This is a genomic window from Xanthomonas sp. XNM01, assembly GCF_014851915.1.
Taxonomy (GTDB): domain Bacteria; phylum Pseudomonadota; class Gammaproteobacteria; order Xanthomonadales; family Xanthomonadaceae; genus Pseudoxanthomonas.
This window is the reverse complement of record NZ_JACVAP010000001.1, coordinates 256259-275256: the sequence shown is the minus strand read 5'-3', so window position 1 is coordinate 275256 and position 18998 is coordinate 256259. Positions and strand designations below refer to the sequence as shown.

Genomic DNA, 18998 nt, shown 5'->3' with positions numbered 1-18998 from the left:
GCCGGCCGTCGGGGCTCAGAACGAGACCTCGACCGGCTGCCGCGCCCACAGCACCGACTGGTGGCCGGTGGCCTCCTTCCAGGCCAGGCGGATCGCCTCGATGTCGGCGCGGCGCTGCGGGGTGTCCTCGTGCAGGATCACCAGCACTTTGGAGCGCAGCCGGTTCGGCTCGGGCGCGCCGCGGAACAGCCATTGGCCGTAGGCGTCGAACACGGTCAGCCCGTCCGGGAAGCGCGCGGTGACCTCCTTGTCCAGGAAGGCGCGCCAGCGCTCCTCGCCGATGGCGTCGGTCTGCGCCCGTTCCGACGGCCCATCCTCGCGGCCTACACCGAAGTACAGCTCGCTGCGCACCCAGCCCTGGGCCGCGGCCGGGCGGGCGGCATCGCCGTGGAAGCTGGACGTGGTCGCCTGCGGGGCGGCGGCGGGTGCGGTGGTGGCGCAGGCGCCGAGGCCGGACAGACCGGCAAGCAGCAGGACGAGGGCAGGCAGACGCAGGGACATCGGCGGGACTCCAGGGCGGGGCAGCGTGTGGGGCGTGAGGAAATCCGGGCAAATAACCAAAGGCAATGAGCTGATGCCCGGTCGGGGTGCCGGAGGGGATGCCGCAGGCGCGGCGGGGCCGCTATCATATCGCTCCATCCGGATGAATATGAAGAGCCATCCGGACCCCCGCCCCCGCACCGGAAGTCCCCATGCAGCTGCTGCCCCGCACGCCCCTCGCCATCGCCCTGGCGCTCGCCCTGCCCTCCACCGCCTTTGCGCAGGCCACCACCACCCTCGACCAGGTCATCGTCACCGGCACGCGCGCCAGCGACCGCACCGTGCTCGAGTCGACCTCGCCGGTCGACGTGCTGACCGCTGAGGACATCCGCAAGGCGGGCGTGCTCAACGGCGAACTGGGCAGCGCACTGCAGACCCTGCTGCCCTCGTTCAACTTCCCGCGCCAGTCCAACTCCGGCGGCGCCGACCACGTGCGTGCCGCGCAGCTGCGCGGCCTCTCGCCCGACCAGGTCCTCGTGCTGGTCAACGGCAAGCGCCGCCACACCAGCGCCCTGGTCAGCACCGGCAGCAAGATCGGCCGCGGCACCACGCCGGTGGATTTCAACGCGATCCCGGTCAGCGCGATCCAGCGCATCGAGGTGCTGCGCGACGGCGCCGGCGCCCAGTACGGCTCCGATGCCGTGGCCGGCGTGATCAACGTGATCCTCGACAGCCGCGCCGAAGGCGGCGAGCTTGAAGCCAGCTACGGCGCGCACCACACCGACGTCGAGCCGATCGACCGCACCCTGACCGACGGCCAGACCACCTTCCTCAGCGGCAAGGTCGGCACCGGCCTGGGAGAGGGCGGCTTCCTGCGCGTCGGCCTGGAGTACAAGCACCGCAACGCGACCAACCGCGCCGGCTTCGACCAGGTGCCGCCGTGGGACCAGACCCCCGCCAACCTGGCCGTGCAGGGCCAGCGCAATTACCACCTGGGCGATGGCCAGTCCAAGGACATCAACGCTTGGTTGAACGCCGAGCTGCCGCTGGGCGAGGACGCCACCGCCTACGCCTTCGGCACCTGGAACCAGCGCGACACGCGCGGCGCCAACTACTTCCGCTATCCGGACGGCGCGGCCAACTGGCCGCAGGTCTATCCGAACGGCTTCCGCCCGGTCTCGCTCGGCGAGAACCTCGACGTGTCGGCCGTGGCCGGCGTGCGCGGCCGCCTGGGCGAGTGGGACTACGACGCCAGCCTCAACCACGGGCGCAATGAATTCACCTATCGCCTGGTCGACTCGATCAACGCCTCGCTCGGCCCGTCCAGCCCGACCCGCTTCCGTACCGGCGACTACGCCTTCGACCAGACCTTGGCCAACATCGACCTGAGCCGCGGGTTCGACGCCGGCGCCAACTTCCATACCGTCGCGGTCGGTGCCGAGTTCCGCACCGAACACTACGAAACCGGTGCCGGCGACCCGGCCAGCTACGCGGTCGGCCCCTTCACCGACCGCCCGGCCGGCTCGCAGGCCGGTGGCGGCCTGACCCCGCAGGACGAGGCCGACCTCGATCGCGATGTCGCCAGCCTCTACGCCGGCCTGTCCAGCCGTTTCGGCGAGAAGTTCAGCACCGACCTCAGCGCACGCTATGAGCATGACGAGGATTTCGGTGGCGAGTTCACCGGCAAGCTGGCCGCCCGCTACGAGTTCGCCCCGGCGTTCGCGCTGCGCGGCGCGGTGTCCAACAACTTCCGTGCGCCCTCGCTGGCCCAGATCGGCTACGAATCCACCAGCACCGGCTACAACGCCGCCGGCCAGATCGTGCAGGGCCGCCTGCTGTCGGTGAACAACCCGATCGCGCGTGCGCTCGGCGCGACCGAGCTGAAGCCGGAGACGTCGCTCAACCTCAGCCTGGGCTTCACCAGCCGCATCGGCGAGCACTTCGACCTGTCGTTCGACCTGTTCCAGATCGAGATCGACGACCGCGTCGCGCTGTCCGAGGCGATCACCGGCGACGCGCTGACCGGTTTCGTCGACGCCAATTTCGACGTAGCCACCATCGAGAGCGCGCAGTTCTTCGTCAACGCCGCCGACACCCGCACCCGCGGCGCCGAGCTGGTGGCCAACTGGCGCGATGAACTGGCCGGCGGCCGTCTGCTGCTGACCGGCACCTGGAGCTACGCCAAGACCGAGCTGGAGAACATCGTCGCCACGCCGGCGCAGCTGACCGCGCTGGATCCGTCCTACTTGCTGTTCGGCGTCGAGGAGAGCAACACCCTGACCGACGCCGCACCGCGCACCCGCGCCCAGTTCAGCGCCACCTGGAGCAACGACCACTGGAACCTGCTGACCCGCGTGCAGCGGCATGGCAGCGCCAGGCGCATCTTCAACTTCGGCGGCGGCTTCGAGCCCGAACAGGTCTACAGCGCCAAGTGGCAGCTCGACGCAGAGGTCGAGTACCGCTTCAACGAGCGCTGGAGCGTGGCCCTGGGCGGGCAGAACCTGACCGACGAGTACGCCGACCTCTCCAACGAGGACATCCACTACTTCGGCAACCTGCCCTACGACGTGCTGTCGCCGATCGGCAGCAACGGCGCGTACTACTACAGCCGCGTCCGCTACAGCTTCTGAGCACGCCGGCCCCGCCGCCGATGGCGGCGGGGTCATGATGCCGTTGGCATGTCCCCACCCGATCCGCCATGAGCCGCTGGTCGGGATGGGGCACCGGCCCCGACCGCGATCAGGCCGACGCGCAGGCCAGCTGCCCATCCGCGAGCGCCGGTCCCGGACCTCACCTGCCCGACACGGCCGCTGGCACAGCATGGCGGCCGATCATTCACCGACAGCCGACGCCGACCTGCGCAGGTACGCACGAATCGCGTCGTTGCACTCCGATTGCCGTCGTTCGGCGACGATCCTGGCCAGCCGCATAACCTGAACATCACATCCGTCCCGGCACAATGGGCGGCATGGCCGATGCACCCCCCCCACGACCATCGCCGCCGTTGCTGGACGACGCCTGCGCGTTGTTCCTCGATGTCGACGGCACCCTGATCGACTTCAGCGACGATCCGTCCAGCGTCCACGTCCTGCCCGGCGTGCTGGACGCGATCGGCCGCATCAGCGACCGCCTGCATGGCGCGGTGGCCCTGGTCAGCGGCCGCCCGCTGGCGCAGCTGGACACGCTGTTCGCTCCGCTGCGCCTGCCATCCGCCGGCCTGCACGGGCACGAGTTCCGCAGCAGCGCCGACGCCCGCGACGCGCTGCCCGATGACACCTCGGCGTTCCTGCACGCGCTGCATCACGACGCCGCCAGGATGGCGGCAGCCCATCCCGGCGTGCTGGTCGAGGACAAGGGCGTGAGCATCGCCCTGCACTGGCGCGCGGCACCGGAGGCCGGCGAAACCGTGCAGGCCTTCGCGCTCGCCTGGCTGCCGGCGCTGCCGGGCTATCGCCTTCAGCCGGGCAACCATGTCGTCGAATTCGTGCCTGAAGGCACCGACAAGGGCGGCGCGGTCGCCCGGATGATGCGGCAGCCGGCCTTTGCCGGACGCACGCCGGTGTTCATCGGCGACGACCTGACCGACGAGTTCGGCTTCGCCGCCGCCCAGCGCCTCGGCGGCTGGGCGGTGCTGGTCGGCGACCGCGCCGGAAGCGCGGCGACCTACGGACTGCCGGGCACCGCCGCCGTGCACGCCTGGCTGGCGACGAACGCCGCGGCACTGGAGACCACCACGCGGTAGCGCATCCCGCGCCGCCGCCCCGATCCGATGGGGACTGGAATGCAAGTACACGAAGCCAACCTGCAGCTTGGCGTGATCGGCAACGGCAGTTTCGGCGCGCTGGTGAACGAACACGGTCGCGTGGTCTGGGGCTGCCTGCCGGCCTTCGACGGCGACCCCGCGTTCTGCGCCCTGCTCTCGCCGCGCGAGCATGAAGGTGGCGATTTCGCGATCGAGCTGGAAGACTTCGCCCGCAGCGAGCAGGCCTACATCCCCAACACCGCCGTGCTGCGTACCGTGCTGCACGATGCGCATGGCGCCTCGGTGGAAATCCTGGATTTCGCCCCGCGCTGGCGCAACAACGGCCGCTTCTACCGGCCGGTCTCGATCATCCGCCGGATCACGCCGCTGTCGGGCAATCCGCGCATCCGCGTGCTGGCGCGGCCGCTGGCCGACTGGGGCGCACGCGTGCCCGAGCACACCTGGGGCAGCAACCACATGCGCTGGCTGCTGCCCGACTTCACCCTGCGCCTGACCACCGACGTACCGGTCCGCTTCATCCGCGACGGCCTGCCGTTCGTGCTCAGCCATCCGCTGCACCTGATCCTGGGTCCGGACGAATCGCTGCAGCGCTCGATCTCCGGGTATGTCGAAGAAGCGCTGAACCGGACCACCGACTACTGGCGCGAATGGGTCCGCTACCTGTCGGTGCCGCTGGAGTGGCAGGAAGCGGTGATCCGCAGCGCGATCACGCTCAAGCTGTGCCAGTACGAGGACAGCGGCGCGATCATCGCCGCGATGACCTCCTCGATTCCCGAGGCCCCCGGCTCGATCCGCAACTGGGACTACCGCTACTGCTGGCTGCGCGATGCGGCCTTCGTGGTGCGCGCGCTCAACCGCCTGGGCGCGACCCGCAGCATGGAGGAGTTCCTGCGCTACATCTTCAACATCGCCACCAGCGATGGCAGCCTGCAGCCGCTGTACGGCATCGGCTTCGAGGACAGGCTGGACGAGCACGAGGTCGATTCGCTGGCCGGCTACCGCGGCATGGGCCCGGTGCGGCGCGGCAACCTGGCCTGGATCCAGAAGCAGCACGACGTCTACGGCTCGGTCGTGCTGGCCTCGACCCAGCTGTTCTTCGACCAGCGCCTGGTCGATCCCGGCGATGCGGGTACCTTCGCCCGGCTCGAGCCGCTGGGCGAGCGCGCCTTCGCCCTGCACGACGTGCCCGACGCCGGCCTGTGGGAGTTCCGCGGCCGCGCCGAGGTCCACACCTACACCGCGGCGATGTGCTGGGCCGCCTGCGACCGCCTGGCCAAGATCGCCCAGCGCCTGCAGCTGCACGAACGCGCCGAGTACTGGCGCGGCCGCGCCGACACCATCCGCGCGACCACGCTGGAGCGCGCCTGGCGCGAGGAAGCCGGCCATTTCAGCGCGTCGTTCCAGAGCGACTACCTGGATGCCTCGCTGCTGCTGCTGGTCGACATCGGCTTCGTTGCCGCCGACGATCCGCGCTACGTGGCCACGGTCGAGGCGATCGGCCGCGACCTGCGCCATGGCGACGGAATCTACCGCTACATCGCGCCGGACGACTTCGGCGCGCCGGAAACCAGCTTCACCATCTGCACATTCTGGTACATCGACGCGCTGGCCGCGATCGGCCGGATCGACGAGGCGCGCGAACTGTTCGAGCGCGTGCTCTCGCACCGCAACCACCTGGGCCTGCTGTCGGAGGACATGGCGTTCGAGGATGGCGAAGGCTGGGGCAACTTCCCGCAGACCTACTCGCACGTGGGCCTGATCATCGCCGCGATGCGGCTGTCGCGGTCCTGGCAGGAGGCGTCATGAGCCGCCTGGTCGTCGTCTCCAACCGCGTCGCCCTGCCCGGTGAGAACCGCGCCGGCGGTCTTGCGGTCGCCCTGCAGGGCGCGCTGCGCGAGCGCGGCGGATTGTGGTTCGGCTGGAGCGGCAAGACCGTGCGCGGCAACAGCGGCGAACTGCACGAGCAGCAGGATGGCGACATCCGCTACGCCACGGTCGACCTCAACAAGGCCGACATCGACGCCTACTACAACGGTTTCTCCAACCGCGCGCTGTGGCCGCTGCTGCACTTCCGGCTGGACCTGGTCGACTACGACCGCGCCACCCGCGAAGGCTACCGCCGGGTCAACGCGCTGTTCGCCGACCGGCTCGCGCCGATGCTGCGCGACGACGACACCGTCTGGATCCACGATTACCACCTGATCCCGCTGGCGGCGCTGCTGCGCGAGCGCGGCGTCGGCTGCAAGATCGGCTTCTTCCTGCACGTGCCGGTGCCGTCGGCCGATCTGCTGATGGCGATGCCCGACCACCAGCGGCTGTTCTCCACGCTGTACGCCTACGACCTGATCGGCTTCCAGACCCAGCGCGACAACGACCGCTTCCAGTCCTACGTGCGCCTGTACGGCGGCGGCCGCATCCTCGCGCCCAACCTGCTCGAAGCGCCGGGTGGACGCGCATTCCGCACCGGCACGTTCCCGATCAGCATCGACACCGCGCACATCGCCCGCCAGGCCGCCGCCGCGGTCAACAAGCCGGCGCTGCGCGACCTGCGCGCCAGCCTGGAGCGGCGCCAGCTGGCGATCGGCGTGGACCGGCTCGACTACTCCAAGGGACTGCCCGAGCGCTTCCACGGTTTCGAGCGTTACCTGGAACGGCATCCGGACCAGAAGGGCAGCCTGACCTATCTGCAGATCGCGCCGGTGTCGCGCGGCGACGTCAACGAGTACCAGCGCCTGCGCGGCGAACTGGAACAGATCGCCGGCCACATCAACGGCGCGCACGCCGAGCCGGAATGGACGCCGCTGCGCTACGTCAACCGCAACTTCCCGCACGCCACCCTGACCGGCTTCTACCGCTGCGCGCGGGTCGGCCTGGTCACCCCGCTGCGCGACGGCATGAACCTCGTCGCCAAGGAGTACGTGGCCTCGCAGGATCCGGAGAACCCCGGCGTGCTGGTGCTGTCGCTGCTGGCCGGCGCGGCCCACGAGCTGAAGGAGGCGCTGCAGGTCAACCCGCACGACCTGGACGGCGTGGCAGATGCGATCGCCACTGCGGCGACGATGCCGCTGGCACGCCGCCGCGAGCGCTGGCACACGATGATGGAGTACCTGCAGCGCCACGACATCCATGCCTGGCGCCGCGATTACCTGGACGCGCTGGAAGCGGTCTGACGCCGGTCGCGCGCCGCAGGGCGCTCACCGCGGCGGCACGGGCTCCGGGTACAGCAGGTAACGGCGCCGTACCGGCGCGAACGCTTCGAGTCCGGGCTGCCAGCGCGCCTCGATCGCGTCCAGCGGCATCCCGCGGTCGATCGCATCGCGCAGCCAGCCGATGCCGGCGAGCCGGTCGAAGAACGGAGGATCGCCCGGCAGGAAGGCGAAGGCCTCCGGATGCTGGTCATGCAGCGCCTTGAGCACGGCGATGCCGGTGCGCACGGGCCGGAACGCGGTGCGGTCGGTCACATGCAGCTGCACCCCGGCGCTGGGCTGGCCGGCATGCTTGGAGAAGCTGGGGGTGAACCAGACCGGGCGGAACAGCACGCCCGGCAGGGCCTGCGCGTTCAGGCGCGCGGCCAGCGCCGGCGCATCGACGAACGGCGCACCGACGATCTCGAACGGACGCGTGGTGCCGCGCCCTTCCGACACATTCGTGCCTTCGAGCAGGCCGGTGCCGGGGTAGACAAGGGCGGTGTCCGGCGTGGGCATGTTCGGTGACGGCGGCACCCAGGGCAGCGCGGTTCGCAGCGGCTCGTCGCCACGCGCCCAGCCCTGCATGGGCACCACGTGCAGCTCCGCGCCGATGCCGTACTCGGCGTTGAACAGCCGTGCCAGCTCGCCGATGGTCATGCCATGCCGCAGCGGGATCGGGAACATCCCGACGAAGGATGCGAGCGCCGGGTCCAGCACCGGCCCTTCGACCAGCACGCCGCCGATGGGATCCGGACGGTCCGGCACCACGACCGGAATCCCCGCGGCCGCGGCCGCGCGCATCACCCCGGCCAGCGTGTACGGGTAGGTGTAGAAGCGCGTGCCGACGTCCTGGATGTCGAATACGAGTACCTCGATGCCGGCCAGCATCGCCGGCGTCGGCGCGCGATGCTCGCCGTACAGGCTGTGCACCGGCAGGCCGGTGGCCGCATCGCGGATGTCGGCGACGTGGTCGCCCGCTTGCACGTCGCCGCGTACGCCGTGCTCCGGCCCGAACAGGGCGACCAGTTCCACCTGCGGGTGCGCGGCCAGCAGGTCGACCGTGCTGCGCAGCTGACGGTCGACGCCGGTGGCATTGGTGACCAGGCCGACGCGCCTGCCGCGCAGCAGGTCGATGCGCTCGGTCAGCAGGATCTCGATCCCCAGCCGTGGCGCGGACAGGGCCTCGGTGGACAGCGGCGGGGCGGGCGGCGTCTTCGCGGCCACCGGCAGCGACAGACCGAGCGCCAGCAGCAGCGACAGCGAGGCCAGGACCACCGGGCTCGCGACCGGTGCCGCGCCGCACGGATGGCAATGGACCGGACGATGAAGTTCGGGCATGGTCGCTCCGACGGGCTTTGCTATCGTTGTCATCGACGATAGCAGGCTGGCGGCATGCCGGGTGGAGACGGCATTCCGCGCGTTTTCCTTCCTGGCCAGGTACCCCCGATGCCCAGAACGGCGAGCCGATTGATGCGCAGCATGTCCTTCCTTGTCATGGCCGGTGTCCTGGCCCCCGCAGCGTCCGCCGACGCCGGTCGCCTCGGCGTCACCCCCTCGGCCCAGTCGCAGGATTTCGTGGGAGGCAAGCAGCAGTTCCAGCTGCATACGCTGCTGACCGAGCAGCGCCACCCGCGCACCTTCGACCTGAGCCAGCGCATCGCCGGCGACACCGCCGCCGGTCTGGCCGCGCTGCTGTCGGTGGACGAGGACATCGCCCTGGCCCTGCAGCAGGTCGCCGACGACCCGCAGCGGCTGGCCGCGCTGGAACAGGCGTCGCAGGCGATGACCGGCGCGCTGCGCGACGGCCACCGGCTGTACTTCTACGGCACCGGCTCGACAGGGCGCCTGGCCGAGACCATCGAAAGCGGCCTGTGGCGCCCGTTCTGGCAGCGCGCGGCGCAGTCCCCGTCATGGCCGGCGATCGCCGCGCGCCACCCGGACCTGGGCGAACGCGTGCGCGGCGAGATCACCGGCGGCGACCGCGCCCTGATCAGCTCGCTGGAAGGCTTCGAGGACCTGCCTTCGATCGGCAGGCTGCAGCTGGAGGACAACGGCATCGGTCCGCAGGACCTGGTGTTCGCGGTCACCGAAGGCGGCGAGACCTCGGCGGTGATCGGCACCGCGCTGGCCGCGGCCGACCAGGGCGGCGCCGGCCGCACCTGGTTCGTCTACAACAACCCCGACGACGTGCTGCGCCCGTTCGAGCGCAGCCGCCGGGTGCTGGACGATGCGCGCATCGCCAAGATCGCGCTGCCGACCGGCCCGCAGGCGATCACCGGCTCGACCCGGATGCAGGCCACCACCACCAGCCTGTACGTGCTCGGCGTGGTGCTGGAGGACGCCGCCCGGCGCCTGCTGCAGGAGCTGCTGCCGGCCGACGAGCTGGCCGCGCTGGGCTTCGCCGATGCCGGCATCGGCGAGCGCCTGCGCGGCTTCGCCGACATCCAGCGCAGCGTCGCGGCGACCGCGCCGCGGCTGGCCGCCTGGACCGACCGCGAAACCGCAGCGTACGGGAACGGCCGCCACGCCACCTATCTGGCTACGCGCGCGCTGATGCCGGTGTTCGTCGACGTCACCGAGCGCGCGCCGACCTTCCGTCTGGCGCCGCTGGACCCGGTCGACGCCCCCGAACGCCGCTCCTGGATCCAGGTCTGGACGCCGGCCGGGTCGCCGCAGCAGGCCTGGCAGGCCCTGCTGCAGCGGCCCTTTCATGGGCTGTCGCGCGAACGCTATCTGGCCCCGTTCGAGCAGGAAGTCACCGACCCCTACCTGCGCGAGGCTGCGCTGCGCAGCCTGCGCGACGCCGGCAGCGAGCAGCAGGCGCGTTACGACCTGTCGTTCTCCGCACCGAACCTCGCGCGCTCCGGCCCCCAGGCCGGCGACCATGGCGCGCTGATCGTGCTCGGCGACGAAACGCCCGACGCCCGCCACCTGGAGTGGCTGCAGACCTTCGCCGCCGCCGACACCTCGCTGGTGCTGGTGTCGGTGTCGGCGCGCCCGGTGCAGCCGGCGCTGCTGCAGGCGCTGGCCGCGCTGCCGCGGCCGGTGCCGGTGGTCGCACTGACGATCCCGCAGCGCGATGCGTTCGCACTGAACCAGACCATCGCATTGAAGATGCTGCTCAACGCGCACTCCACCGGCGTGATGGCCGGGCTGGGACGCGTGGTCGGCAACACGATGACCAGCGTGCAGCCGGGCAACCTGAAACTGGTCGGGCGCGCGACCTGGCTGATCCAGTCGCACGTGGAAGCGGTGCTCGCCAGCCCCGCGTGGAAGCAGGCGCATGGCGACACCGCGCCGCTCGGCTATGCCGAGGCCAACGCGGTGCTGTTCGAGGCGATCGAGCAGCGGCGCACGCTGGCCGACGCCGCAGGCCTGCCCGAGGTCGAGCTGTCGGTGGTGGCGATCCTGGAAGCGCTGAAGTCGGGCCGCCCCGTCGACTGGCGCGCCGCCGCCCGGCTGCTGCGGTCGCAGGGCCTGAACCGCTACCTGGCGACGTATCCTGGCGAGGCGACTACGGCTTCCTGATCACGACGGATGACGGGTCGCGCGCTGGCGAGCCGATGGTGCGGGCTCGATCCAGGCCAGTGTCGCGATGCGACCGGTGACCTGATCGCGGCGATGCGAGAAGAAACGCGACGGGTCGCTGATCGTGCATAGGTCGCCGCCGTGGATCGCCGACGGCACCAGCCCGGCCGCGACCAGGCGCCGGCGCGCCAGCGCATACAGATCCACCCGCCAGTGCCCGGGCCGGGTGGCGACGAACGCCGCTGCCGCATCGGGATCGCGGTCGACGAAGGCCGCATGCACCTCCTCGCCGATTTCGTAGGCCTGCGGACCTGCAGCGGGGCCCAGCCAGGCCAGCAGCTGTACTGGCGGTGTGCGCATCGCCGCGACCGTGGCCTCCAGCATGCCGGCCGCCAGCCCACGCCAGCCGGCATGGGCCGCGCCGACCTCGCTGCCGTCGGCCGCGGCCAACACCACGGGCAGGCAGTCGGCCGTGAGGATCGCCAGCACCGTCCCGGCCGTGGAGGTCACCGCCGCGTCCGCTTCGGGCTCCTCGTCGTCGCCGGCAGGAGGGCCATCGACCCGCAGCACCCCGGTGCCGTGCACCTGGCGCAGCCAGTGCGGCGCGGACGGCAGGCCGAGGTCGCGCTGCAGCGCCTGGCGGTTGGCGCGCACCGCGTCCGGCGCGTCGCCGCAGCGTCCGCCCAGATTGAAGCTGTCCCGCGGCGGCTGCGACACGCCCGCGCCATGGCGCAGGGTGGTGAATGCGACCACGCCTGGCGGCGCAGGCCAGGCGGCGGGCAGGCAGGCGATGCGGGAGGCGGACATGGCGGACGCTCGAAGGCAGGCGGCGGGATGGGGCCGCGGACGCGGAGAAGCAACGGCCACTCAGCGCCGCTGGTTCTCTTCCCAGTCGCGGGTGTCCTCGCGCAGCGCGCGCAGCAGGTCGATCATGTCGGCCGGCACCGGCGCCGAGGCCCGCACCGGCTGACCGCCGACCGGGTGCGCGAACTCCAGCGTCTCGGCGTGCAGCGCCTGCCGGCCGAACCCGCGCAGGGTGGTGGTCAGCGTCTCGCTTGCGCCCTTGGGCAGCTTCAGCGGGCCACCGTACAGCGGGTCGCCGACGATCGGGTGCCGCTGGTGCTGCATGTGCACGCGGATCTGGTGGGTGCGGCCGGTTTCCAGCCTGCATTCGAGTGCGGTGTGCGCACGGAAGCGCTCGCGCAGCCGGTAGTGGGTCACGGCATCCTTGCCATCGTCGCGCACCGCCATGCGCAGGCGGTCGCGCGGATGCCGGTCGATCGGCGCATTGGCGGTGCCGCCGGACACCAGCGCGCCGACCACGACGGCCAGGTACTGGCGATGGACCTCGCGCGCCGACAGCTGCGCCACCAGGCCGGTATGCGCCGGCAGGGTGCGGGCCACGACCATCACGCCGCTGGTGTCCTTGTCCAGGCGGTGGACGATGCCGGCGCGCGGCAGCGCGGCCAGCTCCGGGTCGCGGAACAGCAGCGCGTTGACCAGCGTGCCGGTGTGGTTGCCGGCGCCGGGATGGACCACCAGGCCGGCCGGCTTGTCCAGCACGAAGACATCGTCGTCCTCGTACAGGATGTCCAGCGGGATGTCCTCCGGCGCTGCTTCGGTCTGGATCTCCTGGACCGCCGCCAGGGTCACCCGCTCGCCGCCCCTGAGCGGGTCGCGCGGGCGGACGGTCTGGCCGTCGAGCAGGACGTCGCCCGACTTGATCCAGGCCGCCAGGCGGGAGCGGGAGTATTCGGGGAACAGCTCGGCCAGCACCGCGTCGAAACGGCGGCCGGCGGCCTCGTCGGGGACGAGGGCTTCTCGGGAGGGGGTCTGCGGCATCTGGGAGATTCGGGGAAACGCGCGACGGCGGGGATTCCGGCGGCAACAGTCAGTCGCCGGACAGGACACTAGGCTATCATCGGCCATTCCGTTTCCGCCGCCGCAGTCACCAAGATGGCCCACCGCTCCCGCTCCGCCCTCTCCTCGCCCCTGCGCCTGGCCGCCCTGCTGCTTGCCGTCGTGGTCCTCGCCACGGGCTGCGGACGCAACAGCAAGAAGGATGCCGAGGAAGGCATGCCGGTCCAGCAGCTGTACGACAAGGGCCACGAGCAGATGACCCGCGGCAACTGGAGCGGGGCCGAACTGACCTTCCGGCGCCTGGTGGCGCAGTATCCGTTCGGCCCGCATACCGAGCAGGCGCTGATGGAAACCGCCTACGCCCAGTACAAGTCGGGCAAGCACGACGAGGCGGTGTCGACCATCGACCGCTTCATCCGCACCTACCCGACCCATCGCAACATCGCCTACTTCTACTACCTGCGCGGCCTGTCCAATTCCAACCGCGATGCGGTCTTCATGAAGCGGGTCTGGTCGCTGGACCCCAGCCGCCGCGACCTGTCCTCGCCGCAGCAGGCCTACGACGATTTCACCCGCGTGGTGCAGCGCTACCCGAACAGCCGTTACGCGGTCGACGCACGCGAGCGCATGCTGGCCCTGCGCAACATCTTCGCCCGCCACGAGATGGACAACGCGCTGTACTACATGCGCCGCGGCGCCTGGCTGTCGGCCGTCGGCCGCGCCCAGTACGTGCTGGAAACCTATCCGCAGAGCCTGTACCAGAGCGATGCGGTGGCCGCGCTGGCCGAGTCCTACAAGCAGATCGGCAACGAGACCCTGGCCGCCGATGCAGAGCGCGTGCTCAAGCTCAACGACCCGCAGCACCCCTATCTGTCGGGCGACTGGCCGAAGTATCCCTGGGCGATCCGTCGCCTGAACCCGTTCGCGGGCGAGAAGTCCCCGACCGGCGAGCGCAACGCCACGATCAGCCGCTGAGTTGCATTGGCGCCTCGGCGCCGCACAGCGTCACCGCAAAGACCCCGCATCACGCCGTGTTGCGGGGTTTTTCGTTCATGACACAACGGCGCCATGACTGCCCCCTGCGGCACAACGGCTGAAACGCATCCTTCAAGCGCCAGCGGCTGGAGACGCGGCCGCACACACCGTGCGCGGATTCCCGCAGACGGCCAGGCACGCGGCCGGACCGTTGCAGCAGCGCTGCGGCACCTAGCGCAGCTGCGCCGGATCGGCACGTTCCAGCACGGCATGCTGCTGCGCCTGCCGCTCCTGTCCGCTGGCCGGCCCCTCGCGCTGCGGCTCATCCGGCAACCTGTCTAGGCCTGACTGCAGCCAGGCCTGCCCGGCCGCGCCGCCAGTCATCTCACGCAGCGCCCGGTCGACGGCACCGGCATCACCCTGCCGGGCCGCATCCAGCAGGCGCTGCACACCACTCTCCGGCCCGCCCTCCAGCAGGGAACGCACGGCGTCGCGCTCGCACTGCGATGCATCGGCATCCGGTGCCCGGCCGGCCTCCGGTGGCTGCTGCGCCAGCGGAGGAGGTGCCTCGCGCCGACCATGCTCGCCGAACATCGGCAGCGGCCGCGCATCGTCACGCTCCTGCCGCCGCACCGCCTCCTCGAACACCGACACGATCCGGTCCTTGTCGTGCCGGTCAGCAGCGTCCAGTCCGTGATGGACCAGCGGTGCCGGACCCTCGACGGCCTGGAGCACCCTTCCCGCCTTTGCTGCCCGCAGCGTCTCACCGAGCAGCGGCGTGCCGTCGACGGCGCCACCTGCCAGCCCGGCCACATAACGCGCACGCGACTCAGGTGTGGTCCGCCCTTCCAGGCTGGAAATCGACTGGGCATCGCCCAGATGCGGACCACTCTTCTGCGAGATCGCGCTGTTGTTGACCTTGTAGTTCAGGAATCCGCTGTCCAGCGGGTCCGGCCGGAACCCGGCCATGCCGGCCGGCGTCACCCCGTTCTCCGCCAGCCAGCCGCGATAACCGTTGGAGTCGATGATGTTGGCCGCACCTGGCGCATCGAACGAGCGCCCGCCCCAGCCGAAGGTCTGCGCGATCACCTGCGCGTGCGCGCCACCGGTACCGTGTCCGACCACCTCGATGCGATACCCCTGTGTCGCATAGGTGTCGCGGACCTCACGCGCGAAGTCCAGCGCATGCCCAAACTGCGGATGCCAGGCATCGCCGGGCAACAGCGCCTGCTGGACGCGTTCAAATAGCCACACCGCGAGAAGCGCGCTGCGTCAAGCTCCTGCCAGCAGTCAACATCTCGCATCCACTCTTGAGGAGCAGAGGGCAGCCCACCTCCTCCCATGAGTTTTCCCCAAGAAAATAAAATCCATCAACTCATCGGCTCTTCGATTTCAATATCATAGATATCGATTCGAACACTCTCTGTGCCCGAGATAATCCAATGCATCGTTTTGTGCTGCGGCATATGATTGCACCTGAAGCTTGAGTTCCCTATGCGCTGACCAAGGGAAAGACGCCTGCAACGCACCTGCACAGGAACGTCAGGATCAGCGTTCGAAAGAATCCGCATTCTGGACTCGGAACAACGCGGATACTCTGATCGACAACGAGGCGCACGCTCATCGAAGTCACGCCCATCGGCGACAACAGCATCCATCTCACGCACAAAGGCTGAAGCGTCGCCGGCCTCTTTGGGCTGCACAATGATGTGGGCCGAGGCACTGATATCCCATCCGCACTCCCCCGGCAGGTAGCGATCCACGACAAAATCGGCTTCCCACGCATCACCGTTGCGCACGGGATGGAACTCGTATGCCCATCCCAGCGCCCCCCCACCGTCCCAGAAGCCGGCGTGATTCCAGCAGTCGCCTTCCTGGTTGGTCGTGGTGAACACCACACGGAAGCGGAAATCCAGCGACGCCGGTGCGCGCCCGTACAGGCGGATGACGTGCTTCGGATCGGGATTCAACGGCGGATCGGTCGGAAGCACCTGGGCAGGGGTGACCACACGCCCCAGCGGCTCGGCCGTCTGGCAGGACGCCAGCAGCGGCAGCGCAGGCAGCAGAACCGCAAGCATCCGGCGGCAAGCCGTGGACGACGCACGCTGCTGCCGCGATGCAGCAGGTGGGCACGCGGGCATTCCGCACATCGTCGTCAGCCTCCCTGGCACAGGGCTGCCGATGCTGGCGGGCCCACCCGGATGGATGGAACTCCAGTCCGGATCATGCCATCGCGCCCGTGAAGCACCGCGCAGGCGTCGGACTGTACGCGGCGCCCTTGGCTCAGCCGCGAAAGCCGTTGCTGATCGGATAGCGCCGCTCGCGCCCGAATGCGCGCCGCGACACCTTCGGCCCCGGCGCGGCCTGGTGGCGCTTCCACTCGCTGGTCCAGACCAGGCGCAGCACCCGGTCGACCACCTCGGCCGCATAGCCGGCGGCGACGATCTCGTCGCGCGACTGCTCGTTGTCGACGAACCGGTAGAGGATGCCGTCGAGCACGTCGTAGGGCGGCAGCGAATCCTGGTCGAGCTGGTTGTCGCGCAGTTCGGCCGACGGCGGGCGGGCGATCACCGCCGGCGGGATCACCGGCGCGCCGCCGACCGTGTTGCGCCACTTGGACAGCCCGAACACCTCCGTTTTGTACAGGTCCTTCAGCGGCGCGTAGCCGCCGCACATGTCGCCGTAGATGGTCGCGTAGCCGACCGCGTACTCGCTCTTGTTGCCGGTGGTCAGCAGCAGCCCGCCGAACCTGTTGGCCAGCGCCATCAGGATCGCGCCGCGGCAGCGCGACTGCAGGTTCTCTTCGGTGACGTCCGGCGCCTGCCCTTCGAACAGCGGCGCCAGGCCTTCGAGAAAGCCCTTGAACGCCGGCTCGATCGGCACCGTCTCCATGCGCACGCCCAGCACCGCGCACTGCTCGGCGGCCAGGTCGTTGGAAAGATCGGCGGTGTAGCGCGACGGCAACCGCACCGCGGTGACGTTGTCCGCGCCCAGCGCGTCGACCGCCAGCGCCAGCACCAGGGCCGAGTCGATGCCGCCGGACAGGCCGACCCAGACCTTGCGGAAGCCGTTCTTCGCGCAGTAATCCTGGATGCCGCGGGTGACCGAGCGCCAGGCCAGCGCATCCATGCTCTCGTCGCCGTCGTCCATCCACTGCACCGGGGTGAAGCGGCGCGCGTCCACGTCGTGGTCGACCACCAGCCACTGCTCGGTGAACGCGGCCGCGGCCGGGTGCACGGTACCGTCGGCGTCGGCCACGACCGAGGCGCCGTCGAACACCAGCGCATCCTGTCCGCCGACGACGTTGAGATAGGCCAGCGCGACGCCCGATTCACGGGTGCGCTCGGCCAGCAGCGCGTCGCGCTGCGCGTGCTTCCCACGCTCGTACGGCGAGGCATTGGGCACCACCACCAGCTGCGCGCCGGCGGCGACGGTGCCGGCCAGCGGTTCGGAGAACCACAGGTCCTCGCAGATCACCACGCCGACCTGGACGCCCTCGACCTCGAACACGCACGGGCCGCCGTCGGGATCGACCACGAAGTAGCGGCGCTCGTCGAACACCGCGTAGTTGGGCAGCTCGCGCTTGCGGTAGGTGGCCTCGATGCGGCCGTCGCGCAGCACGCTGGCCGCGTTGTACAGCACCGCACCGGCCGACTCCGGCCAGCCGACCACGGCGACGATGCCCGTCGCGGCCTCGGCCACCCGCTTCAGGGCCGCGTCGCACTCGGCCAGGAACGAGGGCCGCATCAGCAGGTCTTCCGGCGGATAGCCGCTGATCGCCAGTTCCGGGAACACCACCACGTCGGCCTCGAACTCGTCGCGCGCCTCGGCGATCAGCGCCGCGATGCGCTCGGCGTTGCGCGCCACCGCGCCCACCGGGAAGTCGAACTGGGCCAGGGCGATGCGGAGCTGCTTGGACATGACGGTCGACCTTTCACTGATGCCGCTGCGCGGCCTGACGGACTATGGGATGCGCCGCGATCGCAGGCGACCGCATCACGGACCTCGTCGGTCCCACAGCTGCGCATTATTCCAGATGCGCATGACGGCGACGTCCGCGCGTGTCCCTGCGCTGGTCGACGGCGTGTCGTGCGGGGCTGGCGTCGCGATGCCCACCGGCCTCAACGAAAAAGGCCGCCCGAAGGCGGCCTTTCCCGGACCACGCGACCCGGAGGTCGTCGCGGTTGGTTTACTTCACCAGCTTGGCGATGGCGGCGCCCAGGTCGCCCGGCGAGCGGACGGTGACGACACCGGCCGCTTCCATCGCGGCGAACTTGCCTTCGGCAGTGCCCTTGCCGCCCGAGGCGATCGCACCGGCGTGGCCCATGCGCTTGCCGGCCGGAGCCGACGCACCGGCGATGAAACCGACGACCGGCTTCTTCACGTGGTTCTTGATGTACTCGGCGCCGGCTTCCTCGGCGTCGCCGCCGATCTCGCCGACCATGATGATGCCTTCGGTCTGCGGGTCTTCGTTGAACAGCTTGAGGCAGTCGACGAAGTTCAGGCCGTTGATCGGGTCACCACCGATGCCGATGCAGGTGGACTGGCCCAGGCCGACTTCGGTGGTCTGCTTGACCGCTTCATAGGTCAGCGTGCCCGAACGCGACACGATGCCGATCTTGCCCGGCTTGTGGATGTGGCCCGGCATGATGCCGATCTTGCACTCGCCTGGGGTGATCACGCCGGGGCAGTTCGGGCCGACCAGCACGGTGTCCGGGTGCGACTTCTTCAGCACGTTGTCCACGCGCAGCATGTCCAGCACCGGGATGCCTTCGGTGATGCAGACGATGACCTTGATGCCGGCTGCAGCGGCTTCCAGGATCGCGTCGGCCGCGAACGGCGGCGGCACGTAGATGACCGACGCGTCGGCGCCGGTGCTCTGCACGGCATCGGCCACGGTGTTGAACACCGGCAGGTCGATGTGGGTGGTGCCGCCCTTGCCCGGGGTGACGCCGCCGACGACCTGGGTGCCGTACTCGATCATCTGGGTGGCGTGGAAGGTGCCCTGCTGGCCGGTGAAGCCCTGCACGATCACCTTCGTGTTCTTGTTGATCAAAACGCTCATGCGTTCAATTCCTCGGAATACTGGTGGTTTTCAGGCTTCGGGGACATCGGCATGCCCGCTGCGCGGACATGCCCGGACGCTGCCTCCAGAACCCCCACGCCGCCGCTTTGCGGCCGCGTCGCCCCCTTGACTCAAGGGG

At 70.1% G+C, this 18998-nt stretch carries 14 protein-coding genes; 6 read left to right on the top strand and 8 right to left on the bottom strand.

What is annotated here, in order from left to right:
* Positions 1-15 precede the first annotated feature (15 nt).
* Positions 16-501: a DUF3574 domain-containing protein gene (locus tag IB242_RS01230; protein WP_192275378.1), complete on the bottom strand. Its 486-nt coding sequence runs from the start codon at positions 499-501 to the stop codon at positions 16-18.
* A 191-nt stretch (positions 502-692) separates the two neighbouring features.
* On the opposite strand from IB242_RS01230, the gene IB242_RS01225 reads away from it, so the two are divergent.
* The 4 genes from IB242_RS01225 (at position 693) to otsA (ending at position 7413) form a co-directional block, all read left to right on the top strand.
* Positions 693-3110, top strand: a complete 2418-nt coding sequence (locus IB242_RS01225) for a TonB-dependent receptor (RefSeq protein ID WP_192275377.1) — start codon at positions 693-695, stop codon at positions 3108-3110.
* Between the two features lie 338 nt (positions 3111-3448).
* Positions 3449-4222, top strand: coding sequence for a trehalose-phosphatase (otsB, locus tag IB242_RS01220; RefSeq protein ID WP_192275376.1), 774 nt, complete (start codon positions 3449-3451; stop codon positions 4220-4222).
* A gap of 39 nt (positions 4223-4261) precedes the next feature.
* Positions 4262-6049 carry a glycoside hydrolase family 15 protein gene (locus IB242_RS01215; RefSeq protein WP_192275375.1) on the top strand — a complete coding sequence of 596 codons (1788 nt, stop codon included), beginning with the start codon at positions 4262-4264 and terminating at the stop codon, positions 6047-6049.
* Entirely contained in the window at positions 6046-7413 is a 1368-nt protein-coding gene (otsA, locus tag IB242_RS01210; RefSeq protein ID WP_192275374.1) for an alpha,alpha-trehalose-phosphate synthase (UDP-forming), read from the top strand. The genes IB242_RS01215 and otsA overlap by 4 nt, the downstream gene beginning before the upstream one ends.
* Positions 7414-7437: 24 nt before the next feature.
* On the opposite strand, the gene IB242_RS01205 is transcribed toward otsA, so the two are convergent.
* Positions 7438-8769 carry a DUF1343 domain-containing protein gene (locus tag IB242_RS01205; RefSeq protein WP_192275373.1) on the bottom strand — a complete coding sequence of 444 codons (1332 nt, stop codon included), beginning with the start codon at positions 8767-8769 and terminating at the stop codon, positions 7438-7440.
* A 141-nt stretch (positions 8770-8910) separates the two neighbouring features.
* On the opposite strand from IB242_RS01205, the gene IB242_RS01200 reads away from it, so the two are divergent.
* Positions 8911-10959, top strand: a complete 2049-nt coding sequence (locus IB242_RS01200; protein WP_192275372.1) for a hypothetical protein — start codon at positions 8911-8913, stop codon at positions 10957-10959.
* On the opposite strand, the gene pgeF is transcribed toward IB242_RS01200, so the two are convergent.
* The gene (gene pgeF, locus IB242_RS01195; protein ID WP_192275371.1) at positions 10960-11766 is read right to left on the bottom strand and encodes a peptidoglycan editing factor PgeF; all 807 of its coding nucleotides are present in this window, start codon (positions 11764-11766) and stop codon (positions 10960-10962) included.
* Between the two features lie 60 nt (positions 11767-11826).
* Positions 11827-12801: a 23S rRNA pseudouridine(1911/1915/1917) synthase RluD gene (gene rluD / locus IB242_RS01190; RefSeq protein WP_192275370.1), complete on the bottom strand. Its 975-nt coding sequence runs from the start codon at positions 12799-12801 to the stop codon at positions 11827-11829.
* A gap of 114 nt (positions 12802-12915) precedes the next feature.
* On the opposite strand from rluD, the gene IB242_RS01185 reads away from it, so the two are divergent.
* On the top strand, positions 12916-13794 hold the full coding sequence (locus tag IB242_RS01185) for an outer membrane protein assembly factor BamD (protein WP_192275369.1): 879 nt from the start codon (positions 12916-12918) through the stop codon (positions 13792-13794).
* Positions 13795-14025: 231 nt separating this feature from the next.
* Here IB242_RS01185 and IB242_RS01180 read toward each other — a convergent pair whose 3' ends face one another.
* The 4 genes from IB242_RS01180 to sucD all read right to left on the bottom strand — a co-directional run bounded on the left by IB242_RS01180 (position 14026) and on the right by sucD (position 18859).
* Entirely contained in the window at positions 14026-15048 is a 1023-nt protein-coding gene (locus IB242_RS01180; protein WP_192275368.1) for a hypothetical protein, read from the bottom strand.
* 116 nt (positions 15049-15164) lie between these two features.
* Positions 15165-15872, bottom strand: a complete 708-nt coding sequence (locus IB242_RS01175; RefSeq protein WP_192275367.1) for a hypothetical protein — start codon at positions 15870-15872, stop codon at positions 15165-15167.
* Positions 15873-16077: 205 nt separating this feature from the next.
* Positions 16078-17715 carry an NAD+ synthase gene (locus IB242_RS01170; RefSeq protein ID WP_192275366.1) on the bottom strand — a complete coding sequence of 546 codons (1638 nt, stop codon included), beginning with the start codon at positions 17713-17715 and terminating at the stop codon, positions 16078-16080.
* A gap of 268 nt (positions 17716-17983) precedes the next feature.
* Positions 17984-18859 (bottom strand): succinate--CoA ligase subunit alpha, encoded by an 876-nt coding sequence (sucD, locus tag IB242_RS01165; protein ID WP_192275365.1) that lies wholly within the window; start codon positions 18857-18859, stop codon positions 17984-17986.
* Positions 18860-18998: the final 139 nt, after the last annotated feature.

Excerpts from the sequence above, each read along its gene's own strand:
- IB242_RS01200 (WP_192275372.1), top strand. The coding sequence starts at position 8,911 with ATGTCCTTCCTTGTCATGGCCGGTGTCCTGGCCCCCGCAGCGTCCGCC.
- sucD (WP_192275365.1), bottom strand. The coding sequence starts at position 18,859 with ATGAGCGTTTTGATCAACAAGAACACGAAGGTGATCGTGCAGGGCTTC.
- rluD (WP_192275370.1), bottom strand. The coding sequence starts at position 12,801 with ATGCCGCAGACCCCCTCCCGAGAAGCCCTCGTCCCCGACGAGGCCGCC.
- IB242_RS01175 (WP_192275367.1), bottom strand. The coding sequence starts at position 15,872 with ATGCTTGCGGTTCTGCTGCCTGCGCTGCCGCTGCTGGCGTCCTGCCAG.
- otsB (WP_192275376.1), top strand. The coding sequence starts at position 3,449 with ATGGCCGATGCACCCCCCCCACGACCATCGCCGCCGTTGCTGGACGAC.
- IB242_RS01230 (WP_192275378.1), bottom strand. The coding sequence starts at position 501 with ATGTCCCTGCGTCTGCCTGCCCTCGTCCTGCTGCTTGCCGGTCTGTCC.
- IB242_RS01170 (WP_192275366.1), bottom strand. The coding sequence starts at position 17,715 with ATGTCCAAGCAGCTCCGCATCGCCCTGGCCCAGTTCGACTTCCCGGTG.
- IB242_RS01205 (WP_192275373.1), bottom strand. The coding sequence starts at position 8,769 with ATGCCCGAACTTCATCGTCCGGTCCATTGCCATCCGTGCGGCGCGGCA.
- otsA (WP_192275374.1), top strand. The coding sequence starts at position 6,046 with ATGAGCCGCCTGGTCGTCGTCTCCAACCGCGTCGCCCTGCCCGGTGAG.
- IB242_RS01215 (WP_192275375.1), top strand. The coding sequence starts at position 4,262 with ATGCAAGTACACGAAGCCAACCTGCAGCTTGGCGTGATCGGCAACGGC.
- IB242_RS01185 (WP_192275369.1), top strand. The coding sequence starts at position 12,916 with ATGGCCCACCGCTCCCGCTCCGCCCTCTCCTCGCCCCTGCGCCTGGCC.
- IB242_RS01225 (WP_192275377.1), top strand. The coding sequence starts at position 693 with ATGCAGCTGCTGCCCCGCACGCCCCTCGCCATCGCCCTGGCGCTCGCC.
- pgeF (WP_192275371.1), bottom strand. The coding sequence starts at position 11,766 with ATGTCCGCCTCCCGCATCGCCTGCCTGCCCGCCGCCTGGCCTGCGCCG.